Source organism: Candidatus Dadabacteria bacterium (genome assembly GCA_009840385.1).
In the GTDB taxonomy this organism is placed as follows: domain Bacteria; phylum Desulfobacterota_D; class UBA1144; order Nemesobacterales; family Nemesobacteraceae; genus Nemesobacter; species Nemesobacter australis.
Window position 1 is genome coordinate 132,736 of sequence record VXNX01000005.1, and the last position, 26,699, is coordinate 159,434.

At 51.1% G+C, this 26,699-nt stretch carries 29 protein-coding genes and 2 tRNA genes; 12 read left to right on the forward strand and 19 right to left on the reverse strand.

Annotated elements, in window-relative coordinates; genetic code table 11:
* Positions 1-95: 95 nt before the first annotated feature.
* The 7 genes from F4X55_02155 to F4X55_02185 all read left to right on the forward strand — a co-directional run bounded on the left by F4X55_02155 (position 96) and on the right by F4X55_02185 (position 7,885).
* On the forward strand, positions 96-698 hold the full coding sequence (locus F4X55_02155; protein ID MYC39810.1) for a cytochrome c3 family protein: 603 nt from the start codon (positions 96-98) through the stop codon (positions 696-698).
* A 14-nt stretch (positions 699-712) separates the two neighbouring features.
* Positions 713-3,652 (forward strand): molybdopterin-dependent oxidoreductase, encoded by a 2,940-nt coding sequence (locus F4X55_02160; protein MYC39811.1) that lies wholly within the window; start codon positions 713-715, stop codon positions 3,650-3,652.
* On the forward strand, positions 3,652-4,986 hold the full coding sequence (locus F4X55_02165) for a hydrogenase (protein ID MYC39812.1): 1,335 nt from the start codon (positions 3,652-3,654) through the stop codon (positions 4,984-4,986). The genes F4X55_02160 and F4X55_02165 overlap by 1 nt, the downstream gene beginning before the upstream one ends.
* A gap of 6 nt (positions 4,987-4,992) precedes the next feature.
* Positions 4,993-5,499, forward strand: coding sequence for a DUF3341 domain-containing protein (locus F4X55_02170; protein ID MYC39813.1), 507 nt, complete (start codon positions 4,993-4,995; stop codon positions 5,497-5,499).
* Positions 5,489-6,070 (forward strand): c-type cytochrome, encoded by a 582-nt coding sequence (locus F4X55_02175; GenBank protein ID MYC39814.1) that lies wholly within the window; start codon positions 5,489-5,491, stop codon positions 6,068-6,070. The genes F4X55_02170 and F4X55_02175 overlap by 11 nt, the downstream gene beginning before the upstream one ends.
* A gap of 4 nt (positions 6,071-6,074) precedes the next feature.
* A complete protein-coding gene (locus F4X55_02180) occupies positions 6,075-7,253 on the forward strand; it encodes a hypothetical protein (protein ID MYC39815.1) in 1,179 nt (392 codons plus the stop codon).
* Positions 7,254-7,534: 281 nt separating this feature from the next.
* The gene (locus F4X55_02185; GenBank protein ID MYC39816.1) at positions 7,535-7,885 is read left to right on the forward strand and encodes a gliding motility protein GldC; all 351 of its coding nucleotides are present in this window, start codon (positions 7,535-7,537) and stop codon (positions 7,883-7,885) included.
* A gap of 79 nt (positions 7,886-7,964) precedes the next feature.
* Here F4X55_02185 and F4X55_02190 read toward each other — a convergent pair whose 3' ends face one another.
* The 5 genes from F4X55_02190 to F4X55_02210 all read right to left on the reverse strand — a co-directional run bounded on the left by F4X55_02190 (position 7,965) and on the right by F4X55_02210 (position 10,854).
* Positions 7,965-8,360, reverse strand: a complete 396-nt coding sequence (locus F4X55_02190; protein ID MYC39817.1) for a hypothetical protein — start codon at positions 8,358-8,360, stop codon at positions 7,965-7,967.
* Positions 8,353-8,736: a heavy-metal-associated domain-containing protein gene (locus F4X55_02195; GenBank protein ID MYC39818.1), complete on the reverse strand. Its 384-nt coding sequence runs from the start codon at positions 8,734-8,736 to the stop codon at positions 8,353-8,355. The genes F4X55_02190 and F4X55_02195 overlap by 8 nt, the downstream gene beginning before the upstream one ends.
* Positions 8,737-8,746: 10 nt before the next feature.
* Positions 8,747-9,394: a hypothetical protein gene (locus F4X55_02200; GenBank protein ID MYC39819.1), complete on the reverse strand. Its 648-nt coding sequence runs from the start codon at positions 9,392-9,394 to the stop codon at positions 8,747-8,749.
* Between the two features lie 78 nt (positions 9,395-9,472).
* Positions 9,473-9,811 (reverse strand): hypothetical protein, encoded by a 339-nt coding sequence (locus F4X55_02205; protein ID MYC39820.1) that lies wholly within the window; start codon positions 9,809-9,811, stop codon positions 9,473-9,475.
* A gap of 110 nt (positions 9,812-9,921) precedes the next feature.
* Positions 9,922-10,854: a TIGR03560 family F420-dependent LLM class oxidoreductase gene (locus F4X55_02210; GenBank protein ID MYC39821.1), complete on the reverse strand. Its 933-nt coding sequence runs from the start codon at positions 10,852-10,854 to the stop codon at positions 9,922-9,924.
* A 270-nt stretch (positions 10,855-11,124) separates the two neighbouring features.
* Between F4X55_02210 and F4X55_02215 the strand changes: the two genes are divergently transcribed.
* Entirely contained in the window at positions 11,125-11,733 is a 609-nt protein-coding gene (locus tag F4X55_02215) for a peptidylprolyl isomerase A (GenBank protein ID MYC39822.1), read from the forward strand.
* Positions 11,734-11,753: 20 nt separating this feature from the next.
* Positions 11,754-12,797 (forward strand): phosphoribosylformylglycinamidine cyclo-ligase, encoded by a 1,044-nt coding sequence (locus F4X55_02220; GenBank protein MYC39823.1) that lies wholly within the window; start codon positions 11,754-11,756, stop codon positions 12,795-12,797.
* A 10-nt stretch (positions 12,798-12,807) separates the two neighbouring features.
* Here the strand turns inward: F4X55_02220 and F4X55_02225 are convergent, their stop codons facing one another.
* The 12 genes from F4X55_02225 to F4X55_02280 form a co-directional block, all read right to left on the reverse strand.
* Positions 12,808-13,707 carry an energy transducer TonB gene (locus tag F4X55_02225; GenBank protein MYC39824.1) on the reverse strand — a complete coding sequence of 300 codons (900 nt, stop codon included), beginning with the start codon at positions 13,705-13,707 and terminating at the stop codon, positions 12,808-12,810.
* 31 nt (positions 13,708-13,738) lie between these two features.
* Positions 13,739-14,767: an isocitrate/isopropylmalate dehydrogenase family protein gene (locus tag F4X55_02230; GenBank protein MYC39825.1), complete on the reverse strand. Its 1,029-nt coding sequence runs from the start codon at positions 14,765-14,767 to the stop codon at positions 13,739-13,741.
* Positions 14,768-14,847: 80 nt separating this feature from the next.
* A complete protein-coding gene (locus F4X55_02235; protein MYC39826.1) occupies positions 14,848-15,429 on the reverse strand; it encodes a DedA family protein in 582 nt (193 codons plus the stop codon).
* Positions 15,422-16,180, reverse strand: coding sequence for a 5'/3'-nucleotidase SurE (gene surE / locus F4X55_02240; protein ID MYC39827.1), 759 nt, complete (start codon positions 16,178-16,180; stop codon positions 15,422-15,424). Before surE ends, F4X55_02235 begins: the two co-directional genes overlap by 8 nt.
* Before the next feature lie 9 nt (positions 16,181-16,189).
* A tRNA-Pro gene (locus F4X55_02245) sits at positions 16,190-16,266 on the reverse strand.
* A gap of 123 nt (positions 16,267-16,389) precedes the next feature.
* Positions 16,390-16,465: transfer RNA gene (locus tag F4X55_02250), tRNA-Pro, on the reverse strand.
* Positions 16,466-16,513: 48 nt separating this feature from the next.
* Positions 16,514-16,855, reverse strand: coding sequence for a MerR family transcriptional regulator (locus F4X55_02255; protein MYC39828.1), 342 nt, complete (start codon positions 16,853-16,855; stop codon positions 16,514-16,516).
* Positions 16,856-16,919: 64 nt separating this feature from the next.
* Positions 16,920-17,462, reverse strand: a complete 543-nt coding sequence (locus F4X55_02260; GenBank protein ID MYC39829.1) for a ribonuclease HII — start codon at positions 17,460-17,462, stop codon at positions 16,920-16,922.
* 68 nt (positions 17,463-17,530) lie between these two features.
* Positions 17,531-18,406, reverse strand: a complete 876-nt coding sequence (locus F4X55_02265; protein ID MYC39830.1) for a 4-hydroxy-tetrahydrodipicolinate synthase — start codon at positions 18,404-18,406, stop codon at positions 17,531-17,533.
* A gap of 21 nt (positions 18,407-18,427) precedes the next feature.
* Positions 18,428-18,955: a zinc ribbon domain-containing protein gene (locus tag F4X55_02270; protein MYC39831.1), complete on the reverse strand. Its 528-nt coding sequence runs from the start codon at positions 18,953-18,955 to the stop codon at positions 18,428-18,430.
* Positions 18,948-19,979, reverse strand: coding sequence for an aspartate-semialdehyde dehydrogenase (locus tag F4X55_02275; GenBank protein MYC39832.1), 1,032 nt, complete (start codon positions 19,977-19,979; stop codon positions 18,948-18,950). Before F4X55_02275 ends, F4X55_02270 begins: the two co-directional genes overlap by 8 nt.
* A 7-nt stretch (positions 19,980-19,986) precedes the next feature.
* On the reverse strand, positions 19,987-20,439 hold the full coding sequence (locus tag F4X55_02280) for an RpiB/LacA/LacB family sugar-phosphate isomerase (protein MYC39833.1): 453 nt from the start codon (positions 20,437-20,439) through the stop codon (positions 19,987-19,989).
* Positions 20,440-20,795: 356 nt separating this feature from the next.
* Here F4X55_02280 and F4X55_02285 point away from each other — a divergent pair, with 356 nt between their 5' ends.
* The 3 genes from F4X55_02285 to F4X55_02295 all read left to right on the forward strand — a co-directional run bounded on the left by F4X55_02285 (position 20,796) and on the right by F4X55_02295 (position 24,763).
* Positions 20,796-22,652, forward strand: coding sequence for an ABC transporter substrate-binding protein (locus F4X55_02285; GenBank protein MYC39834.1), 1,857 nt, complete (start codon positions 20,796-20,798; stop codon positions 22,650-22,652).
* Between the two features lie 229 nt (positions 22,653-22,881).
* Entirely contained in the window at positions 22,882-23,724 is an 843-nt protein-coding gene (locus F4X55_02290; protein ID MYC39835.1) for an electron transfer flavoprotein subunit beta/FixA family protein, read from the forward strand.
* Between the two features lie 55 nt (positions 23,725-23,779).
* Positions 23,780-24,763: an electron transfer flavoprotein subunit alpha/FixB family protein gene (locus F4X55_02295; protein ID MYC39836.1), complete on the forward strand. Its 984-nt coding sequence runs from the start codon at positions 23,780-23,782 to the stop codon at positions 24,761-24,763.
* 13 nt (positions 24,764-24,776) lie between these two features.
* Here F4X55_02295 and F4X55_02300 read toward each other — a convergent pair whose 3' ends face one another.
* Both F4X55_02300 and F4X55_02305 read right to left on the reverse strand, forming a co-directional pair.
* Positions 24,777-25,592 (reverse strand): glutamate racemase, encoded by an 816-nt coding sequence (locus F4X55_02300; protein MYC39837.1) that lies wholly within the window; start codon positions 25,590-25,592, stop codon positions 24,777-24,779.
* A 73-nt stretch (positions 25,593-25,665) separates the two neighbouring features.
* Complete coding sequence (locus tag F4X55_02305) at positions 25,666-26,688, reverse strand: acyl-CoA thioesterase (GenBank protein ID MYC39838.1); 1,023 nt, start codon at positions 26,686-26,688, stop codon at positions 25,666-25,668.
* Positions 26,689-26,699 lie beyond the last annotated feature (11 nt).

The window sequence follows — 26,699 nt, forward strand, 5'->3', positions numbered from 1 at the left end:
CCCGAGTGCTTGACAGATCGCAAGAACGTGCTAATAATACTAGCCGATCAAATCTGCTTCCTGATTGATTAACCCGTTTTTTAGCAAGTCTTAAAATGAAGAGAGAGAGACAGAGATTTCTGCGTATTGCTATAACCGCTTTGTTTATATCGGCAGGCTTTTTCCTGTACGCAGAAAGCGCCGAGAGCAGGGACAAAGGGCCCGCGCAACCCGTTCTCTTCAGCCACAAGATACACGCCGGGGACAACAAGATAAAGTGTGAGACATGCCACAGTTACACGGAAGTTTCTCCCCATCCCGGTATTCCCTCGATGCAGAAGTGCATGGGATGTCATTCCTATGTTGCCGGAAGGGACGTTGAATACACAACGCAGGGGGGGCAGACGATCAACATAAGAGAGGAGATAAACAAGGTAAAGGGTTACTGGCGAAGGCAGGAACCGATACCGTGGGTAAAGGTTACTGGAATGTACGGCACGACCTCCGCGGGAATGCCGGAGTTTGTGCGGTTTAACCATAAAAGGCACATAAAGCGCGGATTTGAGTGCAGTACCTGTCACGGGGAAGTGGAGAAAATGGACGTGGTTCACAAGGCAAAGGACCTTACGATGGGGTTCTGCATATCGTGTCACGAGGAAAATGCTGACGACGAGCAGCACAAAACTGAGCTTAAGGATTGTCTGACCTGCCATTACTAGGGCGGAGGGGATATATGTCTCGGAAAGAAAAGAAAGGAAAAGAGGGTATGAAAAGAAGGGATTTTCTGAAGGTGCTCGGAGTGGTGGGCGGTACGGCCGCAGTTGCCGGAAGCTGTTCGGAACCCGTCGAGCAGATAATTCCTTATGTTATTCCTCCTGAAAACGTTATTCCCGGAGTGCCGAAGTTCTACACAACGACCTGCAGGGAGTGTTCTTCCGGCTGCGGTCTTGTGGTGAAAAACCGCGAGGGCCGGGCCATAAAGGTTGAAGGCAACCCTGAGAGCCCGATAAACATGGGCAAGACGTGCGCCGTGGGTCAGGCGTCTCTTCAGGGTCTTTACAATCCCGACAGAGTACGCTCGCCGCTTGTACGCAACCCTGAAACCCAAAGATTCGAAGCCGCAGGCTGGCAGCGGGGCGAGGAAATACTCGCAGAGAAATTAAATTCTCTCGGCTCGGGAAAGATCGTCTATCTGAGCAATGACATATCGGGAACTTACTCAAAGTTCGTGGCTGAGTTCCTAAAACCCCTGAGGGGAAAGCATTACGTTTACGAGACTTTTTCCCACGAACCCATCAGAAAAGCAAACTCAATAGTTTTCGGAAGAGACGAAATTCCTTCCTACAGGATAGACAAAGCGGACTATCTTCTCTCCTTCGGGGCTGATTATCTTGAGACGTGGCTTTCCACGGTTTCAAACTCCATTGGACATTCAAAGCTAAGAGACATAGATCATGGAAAAACCGGCCAGATAGTCCATATAGAACCGCGCTCCGGAATGACCGCTTCAAACGCCGACACATGGATCGCGGCAAAGCCGGGTACCGAGCAGTACCTTGCTCTCGGGATCGCCAACGTGATGATCTCAAAGGGCCTTAACAAGGTTGCCGCCGGGCCTGTAGCGAAAATGGTCTCCGGATACACACCCGAGAAAGTCGCAGCGCTCACCGAAGTGTCCGCAGACACGATAGAGAAAATCGCCCGCGACTTCACAGCTTCTAAGAGCCTCGCGATAGGAGGTGGTGCCGCCAACACCGGATCGAACGCCACCGAGACCATGGTTGCCGTGAACATACTGAACTACCTTGCCGGAAACATCGGCGAGACGGTTGATTTCTCAGATCCGCTCTCAATCTCGGGAGCGAACACTTTCGGCGATATGAAGAAGCTCGTGGAAGAGATGAGGTCGGGCAAGGTGGAGATTCTCATCGTTCATAACGTGAACCCGGTTTTCACGCTTCCGGGAGAGCTGAAAGTTGCCGAGGCGCTTGAAAAGGTGCCGTTTATCGTGAGTCTCTCCGCGTTTCTTGACGAAACTTCCGAGAAAGCGCACCTAGTCCTTCCCGAAAGCACTAATTTTGAAAGCTGGGGCGACTACAGCCCGAAAAAAAGCGTGACCGGCATCGTTCAGCCCGTTATGAGACCCGTTTTCAATACCAAATCCGCGGGAGATACGCTTATATCGGTTTCAAAGAACGTCGAGGCGCTTAAAAATGCATTTGCCGAGAAAAAATACTACGACTATCTGAGAGGTGCCTGGAAGGAAAGGGCCGCGATAATCGCTCCCGGAACGGGCTTTGAGAAATTCTGGGAGGATCTTGTCGTAAAAGGTTTGGTAACGACCACTCCCGCGCCCGTCGAGGTCGCTCTTTCACCGAAGGTAAGTTCCGTTTCGTTCAGTGACCCGAAGTTCAGCGGAGAAGGGAGTTTCCACCTGATCGCTTACCCCTCCTACAGGTTTCTGGACGGAAGGGGAGCGAACAAGCCGTGGCTTCAGGAACTTCCCGACGCTCTTACCACTTCCGTGTGGGATTCGTGGCTTGAGATAAATCCCGCGGTCGCGGCGAAAATGGGGCTTGAGGACGGTTCTTACGTGAAGGTTAATGTTCCCGGGGGGAGCTTTGAGGTCCAGGTTTTCGTCTACGAGGGAATAAGGCCTGATACTGTGGCAATTCCTCTGGGGCAAGGACACACTTCCTACGGAAGGTACGCGAAGGGAAGGGGAGTCAATCCTTTTGCCCTGCTGCCGGCGGCGACCGACGCGCTTTCAGGGGGACTTTCACTGCTCTCAACAAAGGCGAGCGTTTCATCGCTTAGAAAAAGGGATCTGCTCGTAAGGACACAGTACACGAAGACCCAGGGAGAGAGGCACGTAACAAAGACCGTCGCTCTTGACCAGCTTGGTCACAACGGCGCCCATCATGGATCGGAGCACTCAAAGCATCCTGATTTCTACCCGGAAAAAGAATACTCGAAATACAGATGGGGAATGGCCATAGACCTTAACAAGTGTACCGGGTGCGGGGCCTGCGTGACGGCGTGTTCCGCGGAGAACAACATTCCATTCGTAGGAAAGAAGCAGATAGCGAAACGCCGCGAGATGAACTGGATCCGCATAGAGAGATTTTTTGAGAAGAACAGCGACGGAAGTCTTGACGTGAGATTTCTGCCCATGCTCTGCCAGCAGTGCGGAAACGCTCCTTGCGAGCCTGTGTGTCCGGTTTTCGCGACTTACCACAACCACGAGGGGCTAAACGGCATGATATACAACCGCTGCGTGGGAACCAGGTACTGCGCGAACAACTGCACATACAAGGTGAGAAGATTCAACTGGTATACCTACAAGTTCCCCGAGCCGCTTAACTGGCAGCTTAATCCCGACGTGACCGTGAGGTCGAAGGGAATCATGGAAAAATGCACCTTCTGCGTTCAGAGAATAAGTTACGGGAAGGACCTCGCCAAGGATGAAGGAAGGCTTCTTCGCGACAGAGAGGTTATGACGGCCTGCGAGCAGGCATGTCCGAGCGACGCCATAGTGTTCGGCAACCTGCTTGACGAGAAAAGCGAGGCGTCGGTGCTCTCTGAGGATGAGAGGGGCTACAAGGTTCTGGAAGTGGTAAACACCAAGCCCGCGATTACCTATCTTAAGAAAGTCAAACAGGAAAGAGTGTGATGAGCCAGACGCAGCAGACGCCTTTAACTTACGCGAGAATAACCGAAGACGTAGTCAGGATGGTAGATAAGCCGTCTGCGAAGTGGTGGGCGCTTTTTCTTCCCACGGTGGCGCTTGTGGGACTCGGTGTCACGTGCTTTTTCTACCAGGTGGCTACGGGACTTGGAGTTGCTGGCTACCGTCACCCGGTCTTCTGGGGAGTCTACATAACCGATTTCGTTTTCTGGGTCGGAATAGCGCACTCGGGAACCCTCATCTCGGCCATACTTTACCTGTTCCGCGCGAGGTTCAGGATGTCCATATACAGAATCGCCGAGGCCATGACGGTTTTCGCGGTTCTAACGGCTGGACTCTTTCCCATAATCCACCTCGGAAGACCATGGAACTTCCTGTGGCTCATACCCTATCCGAATTCAAGGGAGCTGTGGATAAACTTCAAGTCCCCGCTTGTCTGGGACGTATTCGCGGTAGGCACCTATCTTACGGTGAGTTCGGTGTTCTTCGTGGTTGGAATGATTCCCGACATCGCGGCTATAAGGGACAAGGTGAAGGAAACTCCGAGAAAAATCATATACTCGATTCTTTCCTTCGGATGGAAAGGCTCGAACAGGGAATGGCTTCACTACACTAGGGCGTATCTTTATTTCGCGGCCCTCGCCACGCCGCTTGTTCTCTCGGTTCACAGCGTAGTGTCCTGGGACTTCGCCATGGGTAACGTTCCCGGGTGGCACACCACCATATTCCCTCCGTATTTCGTCGCGGGAGCCATCTTCTCGGGACTCGCGATGGTTATAACGCTTACCATACCGATAAGGAAGATTTTCCACCTCGAGGACTACATAACGCTTGATAACTACGACGGCATGGCGAAGCTCATAATCCTGACCTCCTGCATAGTCACCTATGCCTATGCGGCGGAACTTTTCATGGCGTGGTACAGCGGAAGTCCCTATGAGTGGGGACAGTTTGTGTACAGAATGACAGGAGAGTACGCGTTTTTCTACTGGACGATGGTGGTATGCAACTGCGTAGTTCCGATAGTGCTTTGGTGGGAGAAGGTAAGGAAGAACATAAAGGCCCTTTTCGTCATCTCCATACTGATAAACATAGGGATGTGGTTTGAGCGGTTCAACATCATCGTCATATCGCTTTCGAGAGATTTTCACCCTGGCTCGTGGGGCATATACAAGATATCGTTTGTCGAGGCCGGCATAACGATCGGAAGTTTTGCGTGGTTCTTCATGTTCTTCTTGCTGTTCGTGAAGACTCTGCCGGCAGTCTCCATAGCGGAGATGAAGGAAATACTTCCGGTGCCGAAGAAGAAGGGAGGTTAGAGAGAGATGGATCAGGGCGTAGTCGGAATTTACTCATATCAGGATTCGGTTCTTTCGGCCGTGGAAAAACTCAAGGAGGCGGGTTACCGCAACATGAGGGTGTTTTCCCCGTTCCCGAGCCACGAGATTGAGGAGGCGATTGATCTGCCGGAGAGCCCGGTGCGGTTTTTCACCCTCTTCGGAGGCCTGCTGGGGGCGACCTGCGGAATCGGCTTTACGGTTCTGACTTCAAGTTCGTGGCCCATAGCCGTGAGCGCAAAGCCCATAGTCTCCATAATTCCCTACATGGTGATTGTTTTTGAGCTTACGGTGCTTTTCGGCGCGCTTTCAACCTTTCTGGGGCTGATAATAAATTCCCTCATAAGAAAAAGAACCCCGATAAGGCTCTATGACGAGCGTTTCTCTGATGATAAGTTCGGCATCGCGGTTGTATGCGAAAAGGAGAAAATAGGGGCCGTCGAAGCGATATTAAATTCTACGGGAGCTGAAGAGATCAAGTTTGATGAGGCATAGAGAGTTCTTTCGGACAGTTTCGGGAGAAACCCGGTTTTTCAATTTCCTCGGGGGATTGAAGGTGTGTGCGACGCTCGTTTTTGCGGTAACACTCTCCCTTTCTTCCGCCCATTCGCTTCCGTGGTCTTGGGACATGTGGTCCCAGGACTCGATTCAGCCCTATGAGGAGCCCGTGCTCTTCCCGCGCAACTCGATCTCCACCGACGGGAAGAAGACAAAGCTTGAAGACAGAAACAGCGTCGAATTGATAGAAAAAGGGCCGGTCCCGCAAAGCGAAGAGTCGTTTGCCAGGGGAGCGAAGGTTTTCAAGGAGCAGTGCGCCGTGTGCCACGGTCCGGGGGGATTGGGAGACGGAATCATAATAAAGAAAGGACTCGGTTTTTATCCCGTTAACCTTACCACGCCGGCTGTAAGTCAGAGAAGCGACGGCTATATCTACGCCTATATACGCTACGGGGGCAAAGTGATGATGCCTCCTTACAGCGAGAACATATCGGAGCAGGATGCTTGGCACGTGGTCAATTACGTAAGGAAACTTCAGAACCCGGGTTCTGCCAAGGAGAATCAATAAAACAATGGATCAGGCCGTAAATCAGGAGATACTCGCGAAGAGAAACCAGATACCCGGATGGGTGTTCATGGTCTTCGTCGCTCTTGCGGTTGTGGGAGCGGGAGCTTTCGTCGTTAACGCCAAGGGGGAGAACGCCGAGCAGGTCTGGCAGCTTTTCCTGGTGAATTTTCTTTTCTGGACGGGAGTCGCGCAGGGCGGACTTGTTTTCTCCTGCATACTCAGGATAACCAACGCCAGGTGGGGCAGGGGGCTTCTTCGCATAAGCGAGGGTTTTGCCAGCTTCACGATAGTCTCTCTGGTGCTCCTGCTGGTTCTTTTCATCGGAAAGGAGTTTATTCTTCCTTACGCGCATCATCACTACCACAGCCCCAAGGACATATGGCTTAACATAAATTTCGTGATGGCGAGAAACGTAATAGGTTTCGCGATCCTTCTCGTTCTGAATTACTTCTACCTTAAAACATCCATAGAACAGGATCTAAATGGCAGGGAGAGAATCGTCAGGTTAAAGAAGCTGGCTCCCGCCGTAATTGTGGTTTACGCCCTTGTTTTCTCCCTTTTCGCCTGGGATTTCATGATGTCGCTTGATCCTCACTGGTTCAGCACGCTTTTCGGACCCTACTACTTTATTGGAAGCCTCATAGCCGCCATAGGGGCGACGATAATACTTTCGGTTCCCCTCAAGCGTTACCTGGGGCTTGACGACTACCTCTCCCTTCATCATTACTGGGATATGGGAAAGATACTTCAGGGTTTTTCTCTTTTCTGGGTTTATCTCATGTTCTCCCAGCTCCTTACGATCTGGTACGCGAACATGCCGGAAGAGACCGGGTTTGTGATAAAAAGAGTGGTGGACGAGCCTTTCCGCTCGCTTGCCTGGGCTATCCTCACCTGCTGTTTCATATTTCCTTTTGTCTCCCTGTTGCCCCGCACGCACAAGATAGTTACCCCGATAGTCGTCTTTATCGCTACGGTTTCTTTCTCGGGTCTCTGGATGGACAAGTTCCTGCTGGTTATCCCTTCGCTTACCGACGAGCTGGTTTTCGGCATCAACCACTTCCTGATCACCCTTGGTTTTCTAGCGGGATTCGTGGCGACATTCCTTCTGTTTGTAAACAGATTCCCGGTAATACCTTTCGGCGACCCGTACTTTGACGGCAAGTCGAAAGGAGGAGGCCATTAGATGAAACTTACCCCTGAACAGCTAGACAAACTGACCCTGCTTTTCGCTGTGAAAGTTGCTATCGGCATCGCTGCTTTCATAGGGATAGTGGCGACCGTTGCGCTTTTCGGTACCAAGATAGCCCCCCTGATGGGCAAACTTCCCTGGTAATCCCCGCATCTCTTGTGTTGCGCAGAAGCAAGGCGCATTAGAACATGCCTTGAGACTCTTTAATCGAAACCGGATATAATTTCCGCGGGGTTTTTTCCGTTTCTCATAAAAACATCTGTAAGGAGTTTTCCATGTCCAAAGACGCCGAAATCAAGCTGAAGGTAGTTCTGGGGGACGACAATGTTCCCGAGGAACTTTTCTGGGAGGCTTCCCAATCCGAGGAACCGGGAGAGAAGCGCTGCGAGGCTGCTTTTCTCTCCATGTGGGACGCCGAGAAAAAGGAATCCTTGGTAATAGATCTTTGGACCAAGAAAATGGAAGTGGGAGAGATGAACTACCATTTTTACTATACGATGATGAGAATGGCCGACACATATGAAAGGGCTACCTCGCAGGAACGTATATCGAACAGAATAAGGGAATTCGCGGGCGAGTTCGCCGAGATGGTTCTTGAGTCTTTCGGAGACCAGAAGAATTCCTGACCAACATTCCTAGCGCCTTACAGGCCAGGGAAACGTCGGTTTTCCCCGACGTTTCCCTAATCTTGCGACCCGAGAGAGATCAGTAAAAAACTCTCACGGCGATAAAGGCGAAGAAAAAGCCCACGCACCATAGAAGCACGGATAACAGATATATCCAGTTGCTCGTCTTTCGCAGCCTGGTGCACGCCATGGCTTGCGCCGGGTCAATCGGGCAGGGGGCATTTCTTGACTTCCAAAGCGCGACTCCGGCGATCAGAAGCATCGCGCCGGATATTCCGAACGTCCAGATCTTGTATTCTGACAACGCAACCAGCCAGGGCGCGGTGCCTACAATTCCCGCCAGAACCGCGCCGGCGCCGATCGTCACCAGTAATGCGGGAAGGGCGCAGCACACCAGCGTTCCAGCGGACGTAAGCAGGCTGAGCGAGGGGAGAAGCGTTTGCTTCACTCCATAGCCGGAATTTGTGTTATCCATGCTCACACCCCCTCTGAATGGCGTTCACGTTATACCCGGAATCCGTAATAAGCTTGGTTAAAGTCTTATCGTCAATGGTCGATCCGGGCTTCATAGCGACCACTATGGAACCTTTGCCGAGATCAACATTGATGCCTGCGACATCGCCGCGTTTTAGGAAGACTTTTTCCAGGGAACGGGCGCAGAAATCGCATACAAGCCCGCTGGCCTTGATGTTGATGATGTCTTCACAGGCGGCGTTTTTCATGTCGCTTGAAGCGGCAGGGAGCTCCAACACCTGGCCTTCATGGTTATGTTCGTGTTCTCCATGCTGCGCATAGCTTTGGAACGCGAAAAAAAGTGTCATAAAAAGAATTGCGGTGATTGATATTTTCATAGTTTTCTCCTTAAAATCTTATTATTAAATTGAACAAAATCCCACCTTTGTCGCTGATTCCGACCTCAGCGAGATATTCGTTCTTAAAAAACCGTACAAAAGGCGTAAACGAGATGTTGTCTCTCTCTCCCGTGACGTGGTCAACCTGGAGCATGAGCCAGGTGTGGAGATCGCCGTAGTCCCCGAGATAGGGGGCGATTCCCACTCGCGCTTTCTGCCTGAAGAACTTCGCTATGTCTTCGGCGTAGTAGACGCGGTTCTCATAACTCGTAAAGTACCGTCGAGTTTCCCAGTCAAGGGCGATATCGGTAAATGCGGCAGGTTGGGCTTTACCGTCAGGCAATCCAAGGTCATCATAAGCCACTCCCAAGCCGCCTTTAAGATAGAAGTTTGCCTGCGAGGCCTGCGCGTTGTGGCGCTTCACCAGATAGTTAAGTTGCACGCCGTGGAACTGCCAATCCTCCCCGGGCCAGTATTCGGTCCTGTACCCTACTGAATACCTGGCCGTTGGCGAATAATGAACGTGAAGAGAATGGGCGTTCTTGTCGTTTTTCTGCATGACCGTCCAGCCGCCCGGATATGACACCGGACGGGAGAGAGACGGGGAAGCGTATCCCATTAGGACCACGCAGCATAAAGCGAAAACTGTTGATTTCATGTTTCCTCCTGAAAATCTCGATTATAGCCTGGCGACGCCGAAGCGAAGCCCTTTGCGGCGCGCGAGCGCACGAATTGCTCAGGAGATGTGTTTCGGAGGCTGGAAGGGGGTTTCGACTTGGCGGGAGGAGAAAAGCTCACCGGCAGGAATTCCGATGGCGATTTTTCCGTAATTATCTTTTGATTCTTGAAGCGGTAAAGCGTTCATTTGGACGCAGTGCAGGCAATTGCAACCGTCGCATTGATCTGAATTCTGGTCCTGCGATTCTTCTGTGTTGTGGCAAGGCATGTCCATGTCGCCGTCCATCTGCATCTTGGCGGGAGCCTCGTGCATATTCATCAGACATATGGAGAAGGCGTTTGCCGTGCCACCGGCGAACAACATAATGCACATAAGAAATAGCGTTACCGTTTTCATAAAACTCATGCCCTAATTATTAAGTTATTACACCTTGGTTCAAGTTTCAAGAGTAAAACTCTGAAGAATTGGCTGCTTACAAATCGGTGAAGAGATTGTATCAGAGGTTCTTATCTGAATTCCGGTATTACCTCTTTTGCGAAAAGTTCTATGGTCTTGGGATTCATTACGTCGGAGAAGAAAATCGTATACTTGGATATTCCCTTTTCCAGATCCGCGTTGATTTTTCCTATGCAGTCTTCAGGAGTTCCCACGATCCCGAGTTTTTCTATGTCTCCGAAGAATCCATAGCGTCTCTGGGCCTTTTCGAGTTTTTCGGGGAGATCTTTTCTGTCCTCAACCAGAACGCAGACGGTCTGCTGAGATATCGTTATATCTTCTATGTCTCTCCCGACTTCCTCGCAGTGCCCCCGGAGTATCGAGTGCTTGTGGTCAAAATCGATTGCGCTCGTTGCGGGACAGTTCCATTCATCGGCGAGTTCCGCCACTGCTCTTAAGAGGAATCTTTCCCCTGCACCTCCTATGCATACTGGAATGTGGGGACGTTGAACAGGCTTGGGGTTGCAAAACGCATTTTCCACCCTGTAATGTTTGCCGACAAAAGAGGCGGTTTCATCCTCCCACATCAGTTTGAGTATCGTGACCGCTTCTTGCAGCATCTCTATTCTTTCTTTCGTTGAAGGGAAGGGGTATCCGTAAGCGCGAAATTCCTCTTCAAACCATCCGGCTCCTATTGCGAATTCCACGCGCCCGTTGCTTATCACGTCAAGCGTTGAGGCCATCTTGGCAAGCAGGGGAGGGTGTCTGAACGGGTTGCAGAGAACCATTGTTCCCAGCTTAACGTTCTTCGTTACTGTCGAGAGGGCGGACATTAGAGTCCAGGGTTCATAGATGTCGATACCTATTATTCCCTGGCCTAGAACGTGATCGTAGAACCAAACGGAATCGTATCCGGTCGAGTCGCATAACTGCGCCGTGGCCTTTATCTCTTCAAAATCTATTTTCTGCTGTCTCAGCATTACTCCGAATTCGGGTCTGCCCATTGGTCTTTATCTCCGTCTTCTGGTGGTTATTCGCACCTGGATGGCGCACAGGTAATTATCCCTTCAGTCAGTGGCACTGTAAACACGGCAACGGCGCTTTGTTCCCGAGGGAGGAATAAAAATTCGCGGGATGTTCACTGTTCTGCTTCTTTATGCTATCATTACGGGCGACGGGGAAAAAGAAGGCCGGCAGCGCCCGGAGAACTTCTTACCGCCTGTTTTGAATAAGGAAATTCCGTTTCTTCTTAAATCTACGATCCCGAGGTTTCAATGAAAAACGCAACTGTTTTCGCTTTATGCCTTATTTTCGCTTTTATTGCTTTTCCCGGGGATGGGTACTCTCATTCCGAGCATAACAAAAATACGTCCGCTGAATCGAGCGGTAAAAAAGAAAGGAGAAAACCAATGGTTCTGATTTCAACTTCGTTAGGTGACATAAAACTTGAGTTATATGAAGAGCAGGCGCCGATCACCGTAGCAAATTTTCTTTCCTACGTGGAAGAAGGTTTTTACGACGGCACCATATTTCACAGGGTTATAAATAATTTCATGATACAGGGCGGCGGCATCTCCGCGGACATGAAGCAGAAGCCGACCAAGGCCCCGATAAAAAACGAGGCTGATAACGGCCTTAAAAATGACCGTGGCACCATCGCGATGGCCAGAACCGCCGATGTTAATTCCGCTACGTCGCAGTTTTTTATAAACCACAGGGACAATGCTTTTCTTGACCACGGTGCGCGTGATTTCGGTTATGCGGTGTTCGGAAAAGTGGTTGAGGGAATTGAGGTTGTTGACAAAATCGCTGCCGTTCAGACCAGGCCGGGGGATGTTCCCGTCGAGACGGTGTCTGTCTTGTCCATGAAGGTCGTCAATTAACAGACGGCCTCTTTTTTTTCGTGTCGGAAAAAATCACTTATAAAAGCGCCGGTGTTGACGTAGAGGAAGGGGAAAGGTTCGTGCGGCTTATAAAACCTCTTGTCGAGTCGACCTACGGCGGGACGAAAGTAAGCCCTCTCGGGGGGTTTGCGGGCGCGTTTCCGTTTGATGCGGGCGCTTTCCGGGAGCCCCTGCTGGTATCCGCCACAGACGGTGTCGGCACGAAGCTCAAGACAGCTTTTTCGGCTCGCAAATTTGATACGATAGGCATAGACCTCGTCGCTATGAGTGTTAACGACGTGGTTACGTGCGGCGCGAGACCCTTGTTTTTTCTCGACTACCTGGCTACATCCAAGCTTGACTCCCAACAGGCGGCTGAGGTGGTGGAGGGTATCTGCCAAGGATGTATTCAGGCGGGATGTGTGCTTATGGGAGGCGAGACGGCCGAGATGCCGGAATTTTACGCCCAGGGGGAGTTTGATCTGGCGGGATTCTGCGTGGGAGTAGTGGAGAAGGGTCACTACATTGACGGTGGCCGGGTAGGGCCCGGCGACTCGGTTATCGGGCTTGCTTCAAGCGGTCTTCATTCAAACGGCTATTCGCTTGCTAGAAAGGTGCTTTTTGACATCGGAGACTACTCACTGGATTCAAAACCCCCGGGTCTCTCAAGGACACTCGGAGAGGAGCTTCTCACACCCACGGCCATATACTCAAAGGCCGTACTCAGGCTCTGCGAAGAGTTTGACGTAAAAGCCCTTGCCCACGTAACGGGGGGCGGGATTCCGGGGAACCTCTCAAGGGTCATTCCCGACGGACTTTTCGCGGAGATCCAAGGCCAAAGCTGGCCGGGTCCTCCGGTTTTTGACCTGATAATGAAAACCGGGAACATAAGTTGTGAAGAGATGTACTCGACGTTTAACTGCGGGATAGGAATGATCGCGGTACTGCCCAAGGGGCAGGCCGGAGAAGCTATCTCCCTCGCTGGGGACCTCTCGGAGACGGCTTATCTTATCGGCGAGATAAAAGAACTGGATGTCCCGGGGGAGAAGGTCAGCATTCTCTGAGGGCACGGATTCAGTTGTAATATCTTCTTACCCACCTCGGAAGCTTGTAATCGAAAGTGGCGGGTATTTTTAGCTTCTCTTCATCCCAGCTTTCAGGAAAGGGATTGTATGGGGAAGCCACCCTTATTGTCCGGAGCACTTCCCTGTCCAGATTCTCGAAACCCGAAGACTCGATTATCCTCACGCTTTCAAGGTATCCGTCTTTTCTGAGCGTGAAGACGATCCGGAGATTTCCCTGCTCCCTTCTTATCTGCGACTCCTTCGGATACTTCCAGACTTGGTAGATCCTCTCTTTCAGCTTCGTGAAATAGGAAATGTATTTGTATTCCGTTGTGTTGAGATCAACGGTAATCTCCTTTTCAACGTTTTTGGTCCCGAGAAGCTGCTCTTCGGTATTGTAGTCAAAGGGGACATCCGTTATTCTCGGGTTTACCATTTGCGAAGCGGAAGAACCGGGGATGTTTCTCGACAGTTCTTTGGGGGCCGCTTTTCTTTTTTCCGGTTTGTTTCTTTCTCCTTCGGGTATCATGGCGACCCGGTCTTTTTCAGGAGAGAATCTCTCCGTGCTTTTTTCGTGCTCTCCAGGTTGAACTGCCCCTGCGGGTTTTCTCTGAGGCGTGCTTTTCTTCGTTGGCCGGGGGACGGACCTTGAGAGTTTTGTAGTGTCGTCTATCGTAGTTTCTTTTTTCGCCTTGTGAGATTTATCGGCGAGTCTTGCCGGTTTATCGGGGGGTTCGGTCTCTTCGGTAACGGGTATCTCGATAAGTTCTATGTATGTTCTCTCAAGCTGGGATTTAAGACTTTCGGGGTCGGGTAGAATCTTCGCGAAGAGAAGCTGAATCAGCACGAAATTCAGAACGGTTGAGATCAGAAGAAAAACCGGAAAAGGGACTTTTTTGTTCCTGTTCATCGGGGATTACCAGTGTTTTGCCGTGCCCTGTTTATATTTTCAGTATATTCTGTATAAGAACCCTGGCAAAATCAGCTGTTTTCAGGTCGCCTCCCAGATCTTGGGTCGCATCGCCGTTTGAAAGTGCTATATTGTAAGCTGTTTTTATTTTGTCGGCAGCTTCTCTCATATTCTCTCTTCCCTCTGAGTCGGCTAGGTGTCTTAGCATCATTACCCCTGACATTATGAGGGCAAGCGGATTCGCTATTTCGAGTCCCGCTATATCGGGTGCCGAACCGTGCACCGCTTCAAAGACTGAATATTCATCGCTTATGTTGGCGCCGGGAACCACGCCTAGTCCTCCGACAAGACCGGCGCAGAGATCGCTCATCACGTCGCCGTAGAGATTTTCAAGCAGCAGGGTGTCGAACTGGCTCGGGTCCTGAACCAGTCTCATGCATCCCGCGTCTATGATATATTCTTCATACTCGATATCCGGGTACCGTTCGCTTGTCTCTCTTGCCTTTCTTATAAAAAGACCGTCCGTAATCTTCATTATGTTGGCCTTGTGAAATACCGTCACCTTTTTCCTGTTTCTTCTCGTGGCGTATTCAAACCCCCATCTGGCGATTCTCTCGCATGCCCTCTCGGTTGCGACCTTCATGCTCATCACGACTCCGGGAGAGACGGTGTTCTCAACGCCGCTGTAAAGACCTTCTGTGTTCTCGCGTACAATAACTATGTTCACGTCGGAGAATCTGGTCCTCACGCCTTCAATGCTCCGCACCGGTCTTACGGCCGCGTAGAGGTCAAGTTTTTTTCTGAGTTCCACGTTTACCGATGAAAACCCCTCTCCTATGGGCGTCATGCACGGGCCCTTAAGCGCAACTTTATGTTCCCTTATGGCCTCAAGAGTAACTTCCGGCAGGGTCTCTCCGTATTTTTCGATAGCCGAGACTCCGGCCCTTCTTACGACCCATTCGATCTTGGCTCCGGAAGCCGCGATGACATTTTTCGTTGCCTCGGTGATTTCCGGACCGATACCGTCCCCGGGAATTAAAACAACCTTTCTAGTGCTCATAATATGTTTTTATGCCGCAAGTTACGTGCCAACAAATCGCTTTCTGTGTCCGCATGTCCGCAAAGCCTTTGCCAGGCACCTCAGCCCAGTTTTTTTAGAAGCAATACCCCAACCAAAAGCAGTATGAAGAATATAACCGTAAATATGTTGAAATATTTATCGATAAGCAATTTCACCCTTGCTCCGAAAACGGAGAGAAGAGCGGCAATTATCGCGAATCTGGCCGTTCTTCCGATCGCACAGGCGGTTATAAAGGTTGGAAAATCGACCTTGAACACTCCCGCCGTCACGGTAAACGCCTTAAAAGGTATGGGGGTGAAGGCCGCGGCCAAAACGGCTTCAAACGCGTTTTCCGAATATTTGTCGCTTACGATAGTGAACGTCTCCGAGGTTATTATGTGAGAGAGAAAGAAACCGCCGACAAGCTCCCACACCCAGTATCCTATCAGATACCCCGCTGCAGCTCCCAGTATTGAGAAGACGGAGCAGTAAAGAGCGAAACGATATGATTTTTTGGGGTTCCCGAGACAGAGCGCCATAAGAAGCGGGTCTGGAGGTATGGGGAAAAAAGATGCTTCCGTGAAGGAGACGAGAGAAAGCGCCCATGGACCATGCTTTCTGTCCGCCCAGCCTAAAATCCAGTCATAGAGACTCTTAAGCATGATTTTCTAATTTTTCTCTGAGTTTTTCGAGGAACCCGTAATCAGTCATATCAAGCTTTATGGGAGTTATGGACACGTAGCCTTCAAGGACGGACACTATGTCTGAGTTTTCAATTCTAAGGGAATCAAGTTCATTTCCGCCTATCCAGTAGTATTTCTTTCCCCTGGGGTCCGTGTTCTCCACTATGGGAGCCTCGTAAACCCTTTTACCCTGGCGCGTAACCCGGATTCCCTTTATCTCTTCAAGCGGGAGGTTAGGCACGTTAACGTTTAGCAGGGTGTTCTCTGGGAGACCGGCTTTAAGGACGAATTCCGCTGCAACTCTTGAGTAATGAGCGGCGGTTGAGAACAGAAAATCCTTTTTTGCCGCAAGCGACACCGCTATGGCGGGGATCTTCATGAGGGTCGCCTCTATGGCGGCGCTTACGGTTCCCGAATAGGTTATGTCATCTCCCAAGTTGGCGGCCATGTTTATTCCGGATACTACCAAGTCGGGTTTCTTTTCACCCAGAATTCCGTTTACGGCGAGATTAATGCAGTCTGTGGGAGTTCCGTCCACGGAGAATACTCTTTCTGAGATTTCCTCAATTCTAAGAGGTCTCATGAGGTTGAGCGAGTGGCTTGAAGCGCTCTGGTCGCGGTCAGGGGCCACGGTGTAGACCTCTCCAAGGTGAGATAGGGCGTCTCCAAGGGCTTTTAGGCCTTCTGAGTTCACCCCGTCATCGTTTGAGAGCAGTATTTTGGCTTTCATCTCTGGGAATGGTCGGGGTGACCGGATTCGAACCGGTGACCCCCGGCTCCCGAAGCCGGTGCGCTACCAAGCTGCGCTACACCCCGAATAATAAAGTTCCGGCTAGATTTTAACCCATCAGGGATTTCTCGCAACAGAGGGTCTCGGTGTGGAGAGAAAGTCGCAAAAACAACGGAGTTTGCCTTAAAACCAGACTTGCGAATTTGATTTGGTCGGGGTGACCGGACTTGAACCGGTGACCCCCGGTCCCCCAGACCGGTGCGCTACCAACTGCGCCACACCCCGTATGAATAGAAGCCGGATCGGAAGCGAACGGGACACGGTGTGGCCCGTTTAGAGATCCTTTCTCAGGGATTTTAACTCATTTAGAATTTCCCGCAACAGCGCTTTGTCCGAGTAGAGGGGGGATATACTGCCGCTTCCGCTTTTTTCGTCCTTAAGTCTCTTCTGCACTCCGGCTATGGTGAATTTCTGATCGTGGAGCAGGTGCTTTATCTTGTGGAAGAGATAAATTGTGTCCTTGTCGTAAAGTCTCTGGGACTTCCTTCTGATAGGTTGTACCTCTTTGAACTCGGTCTCCCAGTATCGCAGGACATAGGGCTTTACTCCTATGATCTCGCTTACTTCTCCTATCTTGAAATAAAGCTTGTCCGGCAAAGACAGATCTGAAAGCATTCCAGACATACTTATATTACATTTCAACAGCAGGAAAAAGTCAAGATATAATTATGTCAATCAGTTATAAGACACCTTTAAAGGATTTTCTATGTATGGGGCAGGGCCCAAGATTTCTCAGGGCGCTAAGATGTTCTTTCGTGGGATATCCTTTGTGACGGGAAAACCCGTATCCGGGATATTCCCTTTCCACCTCGGTCATGATGCGGTCTCTTGTGACTTTAGCGACAATTGAAGCGGCCGCTATGGAGGCACACTTTGAGTCGCCCTTTACTATCGTCCTTTGCTCGATCGGAAGGGAAGTCTTCGCGTTGCCGTCTATGAGGACGCAGTCCGGTTTTTTTCGCAACATCAAAACGGCTTCTTCCATCGCGAGAAGCGCTGCCCGCAGAATATTTATGCGGTCGATCTCCTCGGCTCCGGTCATGCCGACCGAGCAGGCAAGGGCTTTTTCTTGGATTTCCTGAAAGAGCTCGTTGCGCTTTTTCTCGGAAAGCGCCTTGGAATCCCTGAGTCCGTGAATCGGCCGGTTTTCATCGAGTATGACGGCGGCTGCGACTACCGGCCCCGCAAGACATCCTCTTCCGGCTTCGTCGACGCCGGCCATGATCCTCCCGGATATTGAAATTCCACTCTCAGTATCTAGAAGACAGTCTGAATCAGGCAATTTTCGTGTTAAGTAATCCCGTAGCTTTTAAGTTCCCTTTCCAGTTTTTCGAGATTTTCTCCAGAAAGCTCATAAAGCGGGGCTCTTATCTCGGGGCCGATTTTTCCCATGACAGCCAAGGCGGCCTTTACGGGTATCGGGTTTGATTCCACGAAGAGAACTCTGCTAAGCGGAAGAAGGCGATAGTGAAGCTCCTTAGCCTTCTCAAATTCCCCCTTGGCAAAAGAATTGTACATTTCCGATACGTCCGTGGGGGCTATGTTCGCCGTTACGCTTATAAACCCCTTGCCCCCGACTGCTAGAAGAGGATAGTTGACCGCGTCGTCTCCCGAGAGAAGGACCAAGTCCTCTCCGCAGAGAAAAATGATTCTGCTTGCCTGCTCAAGCGAGCCTGAGGCTTCCTTGATGCCGATTATGCTCTCGCAGTCGAAAAAGAGTCTCTCCATGGTTTCCGGTTCTATGTTTACGACCGTACGGCTAGGCACGTTGTAGAGTATCAGGGGAACAGAAGTCTCGTCGGCAATGGTGCGGAAATGGCGATAGATGCCTTCCTGGGTGGGCTTGTTGTAGTAAGGGGTCACCACCAGGGCCGCATCCGCACCGGCCTTTTCTGCGAATTTGGTGAGTCGCAAGGCTTCCTCGGTGCTGTTTGATCCCGTGCCCGCGACCACGGGAATCCTTTCCTTTACGGTATCCACGGTGAATTTTATTACTTCTTCGTGCTCTGCGTGAGACAGGGTGGGGGATTCCCCGGTGGTTCCGACCGGAACTATACCGTGAGTTCCGCTCTCTATGTGGAACTCTATTAACTCTTCGAGCCGCCCGTAGTCAACGGCGCCGTCTTTAAACGGCGTTACTATCGCTACTATAGAACCGCGTATCAATTTCTTCTCCGTCCCAAGAGGCTATACTCTAACTTTCTTCCCGCAGGAAGAACAGAAGACGCTTGCCGCGGGAATTTTTACCCCGCAATGCATGCAGAAAAGAGTTTCTCCACCTCCCGCGGAAAGTTCAAGAGCCTGCGCCATTGCCTCTTCGAATTTGCCGGAAAGCTCTTCATACTCTTTTCTGTACTGCTGATGAAACATTATTGAGTCTTCCGCGTCGACTGTTTTTATTTCAAGCTTGAGTCCTTTACTTCTGGTGGAACCGAACTTGTGATGCGTTATGGTGTCAAGCTCTATGTCCCGAAGAACGTTCACTTTGGAACTGTTTTTAAGTATCAGGACCCTCTTTTTCGTAAGCATCAGGATGCTTCTGAAAAAAGTGTTTCTGTCTACCCAGGCCCTCGGCTTGTACGTGCAACTGAGGGCTTGGACCGTGAGCAGCACGGAATCGTCTTCCCCGAGCAGCTCCCTGAGTTCATCGGAGTCGATCTTCGGCGGTGCGAGAAAAAAATCCGAAAGCTTTTTCAAAATACCTGTTTCAGACATGGTTTCTAACCAGAAGCTCCGCTATCTGCACTGCGTTAAGAGCCGCACCCTTCCTTAATTGGTCTCCGCTCACCCACAGGGAAAGACCGTTTTTGACCGTGTAATCCTCCCTGATTCTTCCGACAAAGCAGTCGTCTTTCCCAGAACTTTCAACAGGCATCGGGTAGTCGAAGTTTTCCGGGTCGTCAACGAGCGAGACCCCGGGGAAATTCCTTATGGCCTCCTTTGCCTCTTCCACAGTGACTTTTTCTTCCGTTTCCAGGTTAAGCGAGACCGAGTGGGACCGGAAAACCGGAACCCTAACGGTCGTCGCCGTGAGGACTATGGAATCATCGCCCAGTATCTTGCGCGTTTCGTTGTGAAGCTTCATTTCTTCTTTTGTGTAGCCGCTTTCCGTAAAAGAGTCTATGTGCGGAATCACGTTAAAGGCTATCTGGTGGGGAAACGTGTTTGTTTCCTGCGGGGGCTCTTCGCTCTCAGACCAGCTTCGCACCTGGCTTTCGAGTTCCGCTATTCCACCGGCTCCCGCTCCCGAGACCGCCTGAAAACTCGTCGCCACCACCCTTTTTATTCTTGATACGTCATGAATGGGCTTAATCGCCATAATGGCTACCGCGGTCGTACAGTTGGGGTTGGCAACTATACCTTTCTTTTCGTGAAGCGCGGCTGCTTGGGGGTTTATCTCGGGTATTACCAAGGGAATCTCGGGATCCATCCGAAACGCCGAACTGTTGTCAATAACCACCGCTCCGCTCGCGACGGCGCAGTCTGCGTATTTTCTGCTTCTCTCGGAGCCTGCGGAGAAAAGAGCTATGTCTATGCCACGAAAGGAGTCCTCGCCCAGTACTGAAACGGTTATCTCTCTTCCGCAAAAACTGTATTTTCTCCCTCGGGAGCGCTCGGAGGCGAGAAGGCGCAGTTCTCCCACGGGAAAATTTCTCTCCTCGAGTATCTGCATCATTTCCTGTCCCACGGCACCCGTGGCGCCGGCTATTGCGACGTTGTATTCTTCTTTTCTTTCCATTTTCCGATCAGTCCGCCCGGTTGCGGTGCTTGGATTCGATCCCGGCTACTTTTTCTATGTTTTCCTTCTCAGAGGGATCCGGTTCGCTCTGGAACCACGCGTCGAGAATTTCCTTCGCCACGTCAGGGGATACAAGGCGCAGGCTCATGGCGAGTATGTTCGCGTCATTCCACATGCGCGCGCCAGCGGCCGTCTTTGAGTCCGTGCACAGAGCCGCCCTTATTCCGGGAACCTTGTTCGCGGCGATGCTTACCCCTGTTCCCGTCGAGCAGAACAGGATCCCCTGGTCGCATTCATTTTCGGAAACCCTCTCGGCCACCTGTTCTGCGACTTCGGCCCACTCGACGTTCTCGTCCGCAAGAGGTCCAAAGAGTTCAACTTCCATATCTCTTTTGCGAAGCTCCTCTATTACCTCGTCGGTTAGAGCGTTTTTTTCATCACTTCCAACAGCGATCTTCATCTTCGGGCCTCCTTTCTGGGATCGAAAAACGTGCCGATTCATTTTTATATAAGTCTATACCATAATATGGCGGCAACATCACGGGTCAAGCAATCTGCTAATTGGTGTGAATTGCCCTGCTGAGAATTTTTGCTCAGTAGAGTAATCTGAAGATGTCTGAGAGCCGAATGGCAAGCGTGTTTTCACTAGTATCTCTGGGCGTTGCACATCTGACCTCACGTCTAAACGGCATCTGACAAAGTTGATATAACGCTTAGCTTCTGATTGGCACTGAACTGGGCAGCTTGATCTCGAAACACTCTAAGCGCATGAAGTTGTAACGGGTTTTGTTTTAGTATAAGATCAATAGCTTGAAGATGGAGGAAGCAGATATGTTTAACTGGCGAAATTCTCAAGATTCTATTGGCACTGGCAATCCTTCATGTCGTGAACCTGAGGGGGCGGGTTGCGTTGCCTACTCACAAAGGCGATGGCAGAAGTCATGTGGCCGGGTCGGCGTCTTTCTCGTCGCCCTTGCGGCTTTTGCAGTGCTGTCGTTGCTTGCTTGCTTGGACGATAGTTCCGACGAAAAAACACTAACGTTTGCCACTATCTCCGAACCGATTACCCTGAACCTCGCCCTCGCGAAGGACGCGGCATCGTCGGGTGTCTTGGGGTATCTCTTCGAGGGCCTAACCGAGACCTCGTGGCTGACCAACCAAGTTGAACCGGCGCTAGCCGAGTCCTGGACACATTCGGATGACGGTCTGACATGGACTTTCTCCCTGCGCGAGGACGTGACGTGGCACGACGGAGCACCTTTTACGGCGCACGACGTGGACTTCACCTTCAACCGCATCATTTACAACGAGGAGATCGGGGCAAGTGCCGCTGCGGCGTTTAACTTCCGGTTTCTGGATGAAACTACCGGCGCTTGGACGGAAGCAAGGATGACTGTTACGGCGCTTGACGACTATACTGTCCAGTGCGTTCTACCGGTGCCGTTTGCTCCCTTCCTTCGTTCCATGGGTACTGCGATCTATCCCAAGCATATTCTTGAACAATATGTGGATAGTGGCACCTTTGACGAAGTGTGGAATATCGACACTGACCCGACCGAGGTCGTCGGCACCGGCCCCTTTACCATCGAGCGCTACGTCCCGGGCGACCGCGTGGTCCTGCGCCGCAACCCGAACTACTGGCTTAGGGATGATGAGGGTCGCAGCCTGCCGTACCTGGACAAAATCGTTCAACTTATCGTTCCCGACTTGAAGACCGAACTCGCCAAGTTCAAGGCCGGAGAGACAGATGTTCATGGCGTGCTGGGTGAGGAGTTCGCGGAACTTGAACCGCTGCAGGCGGAGGGAAACTTCACGATCTACAAAAGAGGTCCCGGTTTTGGGTCAACATTTTTGGTCTTCAACATGAACCCCGGCGTGAATCAGGACACGGGGCAGAACTACGTTCCGCCGAACAGGCTTAAGTGGTTCCAGAACACGCAGTTTCGCCAGGCTGTCGCACACAGCGTGGACAAAGATGCGATCATCCGCGACGTACAGCACGGACTCGGGTCCCCGCAGTGGTCCTCGATCAGTCCGTCCGCGGGTGACTTCCACAATCCCGACGTGCGGCGCTACGAGTACGACCTCGCCGAAGCCAACCGCATTCTCGATAATCTCGGTTGGATGGATGTCGACGGGGACGGGTTTCGCGAAGACGATGCGGGCAATACGATTGAGTTCTCAATGATAACCAACACCCAAAACAGTGTACGTGAAAGGGTTGGAATGATCATCCAACAGGGTCTCGAGGAGATCGGCATCAGGGCGGATTTCAGACTGATCGAGTGGAAACCATTCGTCTCCCGGTTGACAGAGTCCTATGACTGGGAAGCCGTTGTGGTTGGCTTCACTGGCGGAGCGGACCCGCATAGCGGCATTGGTTTATGGCACAGCAGCGAGGGCTTTCACCTTTGGTATCCGAACCAATTACAGCCGGCGACGGACTGGGAGGCCGAAATTGACGACCTTTACGTGAGAGCCAGTCAGGAACTGGACCGTAGCAAGCGCGTGGCGCTCTACCACCGCGCTCAGGAGATCGCGGCCGAGAACGTGCCGCTTATCTACACGACACGTTCCGAACGGCTGAGTGCCGTCCGAAACGTCTTTGGCGACATAACTCCCACGTTGTACGGACTCTGGGATATTCGCTATCTGGATCGAACTGATCTATAGCGGAGATCCTGAGTTCTGGGACAAAGATATTCCGGGCATACGCAGTGTGAATGGAAATCCGGTTTTTGTCTAGGAAACAACTCTCTCTAGGAGTGCTTCCTGTCCTTGACAGCAACTCCCTAGTATTTATAATCATACGCTTAGCAAGGAGTCAGAGTCAGCTTTTCTGCTGCTTTTTCCTTAAGATTTACATCTCGATTAAATCAGTCCAGCATGGAGGTAGTACCAAGTGAAGATAGTGGTTTTTATAACACAGACGCAGGACACTGAAGCAAGAATAAAAGTCGGTTCCTCCGGCGATTCCATAGACACAGAGGGCATGAAGTGGATCATGAATCCCTACGATGAGTTCGCCGTTGAGGAAGCCATTAAGACCAAGGAAGCATACGGGGGTGAAGTTATTCTGATCACGGCGGGCCCGCAACGCGCTTCGCAGGCACTGCTTCAGGGGCTTGCAATGGGTGCCGATTCCGCGGTGCATGTTTCGGATGAAGCTCTCGGGGAAACCGTGGATTCCCTAGTCATTTCGAAGCTTGTCGCTTCGGAACTTGGAAAGATTGAAGGGGTAGACCTGATTTTCACGGGGATGAAGATTATTGACGAGGAATCCGTGCAGATTGGCATACAGATAGCCGAAGAACTGGGAATTGCGCATCTTGCGCTTGTAAGCAAAGTGATTGACGTAAAGCCGGATGAGAAAAAGCTTGTCTGCCAGAAAGAGATTGATGGTGGAAGCGTTTCCGTCGAGGTTTCCCTCCCGGCCCTTATAACCTGTCCAGACGCCATGAACGAGCCCCGCTACGCGTCAGTTCCGAACATAATGAAAGCGAAGAGAAAACCGATGAAGGTAGTTTCCCTCGATGAAGTGGATTTTGGTTCTCTTGGTATTGGAAGGGATGCAGTGGGTAAGTCAGGGGCAAAGATAAAAACCGTGAGTCTTGAGGTTCCCGAGGTGGAGAGAAAACTGAGAATAATAAAGGGAAGTGACGAGACCACGGTCAAGGGAGATGAGATTGCCGAGTCCGCAAGGGAACTCGTTAAACTTTTGAGAGATGACGCGAAGGTCATATGATCCGGGATATCCGGGATTGTTTTATCAGAAAGTATCGCTAGGAGGCTTGAATTAAATGAGTAGTGAAATCTGGGTTGTTGCTGATATCAAGGCTGACGGACAGATAAGAAAAGTGACGTTTGAGGTTCTTTCCGAGGCCAGAAGAAAACTTGGGGGTCCGGTCTGCGCGGTACTGCTCGGAAGCGGCGTTTCGGACAAGGCTTCTGAGCTTGCAAGCTACGGAGCGGAGAAAATCTATGTGGTCGACAATCCCAACCTCAAGGATTTTAATCCCGACGGTTACGTAAAGTCCCTTTGCGAACTTATAAAGAAACACTCTCCCGCGGTTGTGCTCTCTGGCAACACGGCCTTTGCGGAGGATTACATGCCTAGGGTCGCTTCGGGTGTGGGCTCGGGGCTTGCCATGGACTGCGTTGACATAGGCATGACCGATGACGGAAGACTGAAGATAAAGAGGTATTCCCACTCAAGCAGAGCGATATCCACCCAGGAATTCAGCGGTGATGGAAGCGCGATGATCGCCACAGTAAGACCTAATTCCTTTAAGGAAGAGGAATCCACCGGTGCGGGACAGTTAGTAAACGAGGATACGGGAGTTACGGATGCCGACATAAAGATCAAAGTGCTTGAGATGAAAACCAAGGAGTCTGACCGGCCCGAGCTTACCGAGGCCGAGAGGGTGGTTTCCGGGGGCAGGGGTCTTGGGAGCGAGGAGAACTTCAATCACATATACGATCTCGCGGACCTGCTGGGCGCAGCTGCGGGGGCAACAAGAGCCGCGGTCGACGCGGGATACTGTCCTTACGACATGCAGGTCGGCCAGACAGGAAAGGCGGTCTCTCCCGTTCTATACGTCGCGGTTGCCATATCCGGATCAGTACAGCATTTCTCCGGCATGGGCTCATCAAAAGTAATAGTTTCCATAAACAAGGATCCCGAAGCTCCGATCTTCGCGAAGTCGGATTATGGAATCTGCGGAGATCTTTTCCAAGTACTTCCTCCGCTTACAGAAGAACTCAAAAAAGCCCTGTCCGAGTAAGCCGCGTCAGTCGTCACACTATATCGACAACTTCTGTTTTTTCCATGGGCTTGCCGAGAAACCTCGACGCGATTGATGTAAAGGTTTCCGAATCATCGGTAAGGTAAAACGACATTTCCCGCGCTTTGCCGTTTTCTCTGAGAAGTCCCTGGGTCCTCAGTATGTTTTCAGTCTGCTTTGCGGTCTCTTCCGCCGAATCGACAAGCCTTATCGCTTCGCCCATGACTCCGGCGATAGTGTTTTTAAGAAGAGGGTAGTGGGTGCAGCCGAGTATCAGCACGTCTATTTCTGATTTTCTCAGGTCTCCAAGATATTTCTCGGCCACGAGAGCGGCGGTCTCGTCATTTTCCCATCCTTCCTCGGCCAGCGGAACGAAAAGCGGGCAGGGTTTTGAGTATATCTCGATCGGAGAGGAGGAGAACTCCCTCAGTTTTTTCTCGTAGGAGCCGCTTTTTATGGTTGCCTGAGTTCCTATGACTCCTATTTTTCCGTTGACGGTGAGTTCCGAAGCTCTTTTAGCCCCAGGCTCCACAACTCCAACGACGGGAATTTCCAGGCTTTCTTTGAGCATCTCTATTGCGTACGCGGATGCCGTGTTACAGGCCACGACCAGAAGTTTTATGTTTTTCGAGAGAAGGAAGTTCGTCGTGCTTTCAACGTATTTTCTTACGGTCCTTCGGGATTTCGTACCATAGGGAACCCGGGCTGTGTCACCGAGATACACGATATTCTCTTCGCAAAGAAGATTCATTATCTCCTTTGAGACAGTAAGCCCTCCTATTCCCGAATCAAAGATCCCTATCGCCTGGTTTTTTCTTTCTTCCCTCATTTGCCCTGCCGTGCCCGCGTATTTACTCCGAGGACGGGAAAAAAACAGATTCTGAGTCCTCCGGGGAGGACAATCAACTTTTTTCCTTTGATCTTGAGCTCACTTTTTTGTATTCGTTAAGGTAGTCATCGGCGAAGCGCCTGGCTCTTTTCACCCTCTGTTTTCTTCTTTCCTTCCTTTTCTCCGCTTCTTTCCAGAGACGGATTTCATAGGGAGTCTCAGGGGTGAATTCCGGGACCGCAATGGGGTTTCCGGCTTTATCAACTCTCACGTAAGTAAGAAACGCCGTGCACGCGTGGGATGATTCTCCGGACTCGGTATCATACGAATCGACCTTGATCGCAAGCTCAAGCGACTTGCTCCCTACATATGTGATACCCGCCTTGAATTCGATCAGATTTCCCACGTTAAGCGGGGAGTAGAAGAAAAGATCGTCAAGAGACCCGGTAACCAGAACTCCCTTGGCGAATCTTTTCGCCAGAATAGCTGCGCTTTCGTCAATATACTTCATGAGCTTTCCGACGGACATGAATTTTCCGTAAAAGGCGTCTTCCGGGAGTACCATCTTGGTGGTGTTGAAAATAAGCCTCGTGTTTTCCGTCTCGTCCGCTATGTTGGAGACGTTGCTTTTCCTTTTTTTTAATTCGGGAAGTCTCCGCACTTTTCTTTCCTCGGCCCGGGCTATGAGTTCCCGCTCAACAGTGCTGGATGCACCGAGCTTCGCTTCTATCTTTCTCGGTTTTATGCCTTCGTCTACTGCGACAAAGGCCATGTAGGAGAGGGTTATGAGTTTCTTTTCGTCGGTCTCGCCGTCTTCTGAGTGCACGCGTACCGCGACTTCGATGGACGAGTCTCCGACATGCTCAACCCAGCTTTCAAGAACTACTATCTCCCCGATTTTTACCGGGTTAAGAAAATCTATGCTGTCTGTGGCTCCGAGAACCGCTGGCCCGTTTGCGAACTTAAAGGACGTGATGCTGCCGGTAAGCATGATCCAGTCCATGAGTATCCCCCCGTGCAGGGTCCCGTGGTTGTTCGAGTGTTCCGGAAGAACGTACTGAACCATCTTGTTTGCGCTTTCACGTATGGAGATCATGGGTTTTCTAG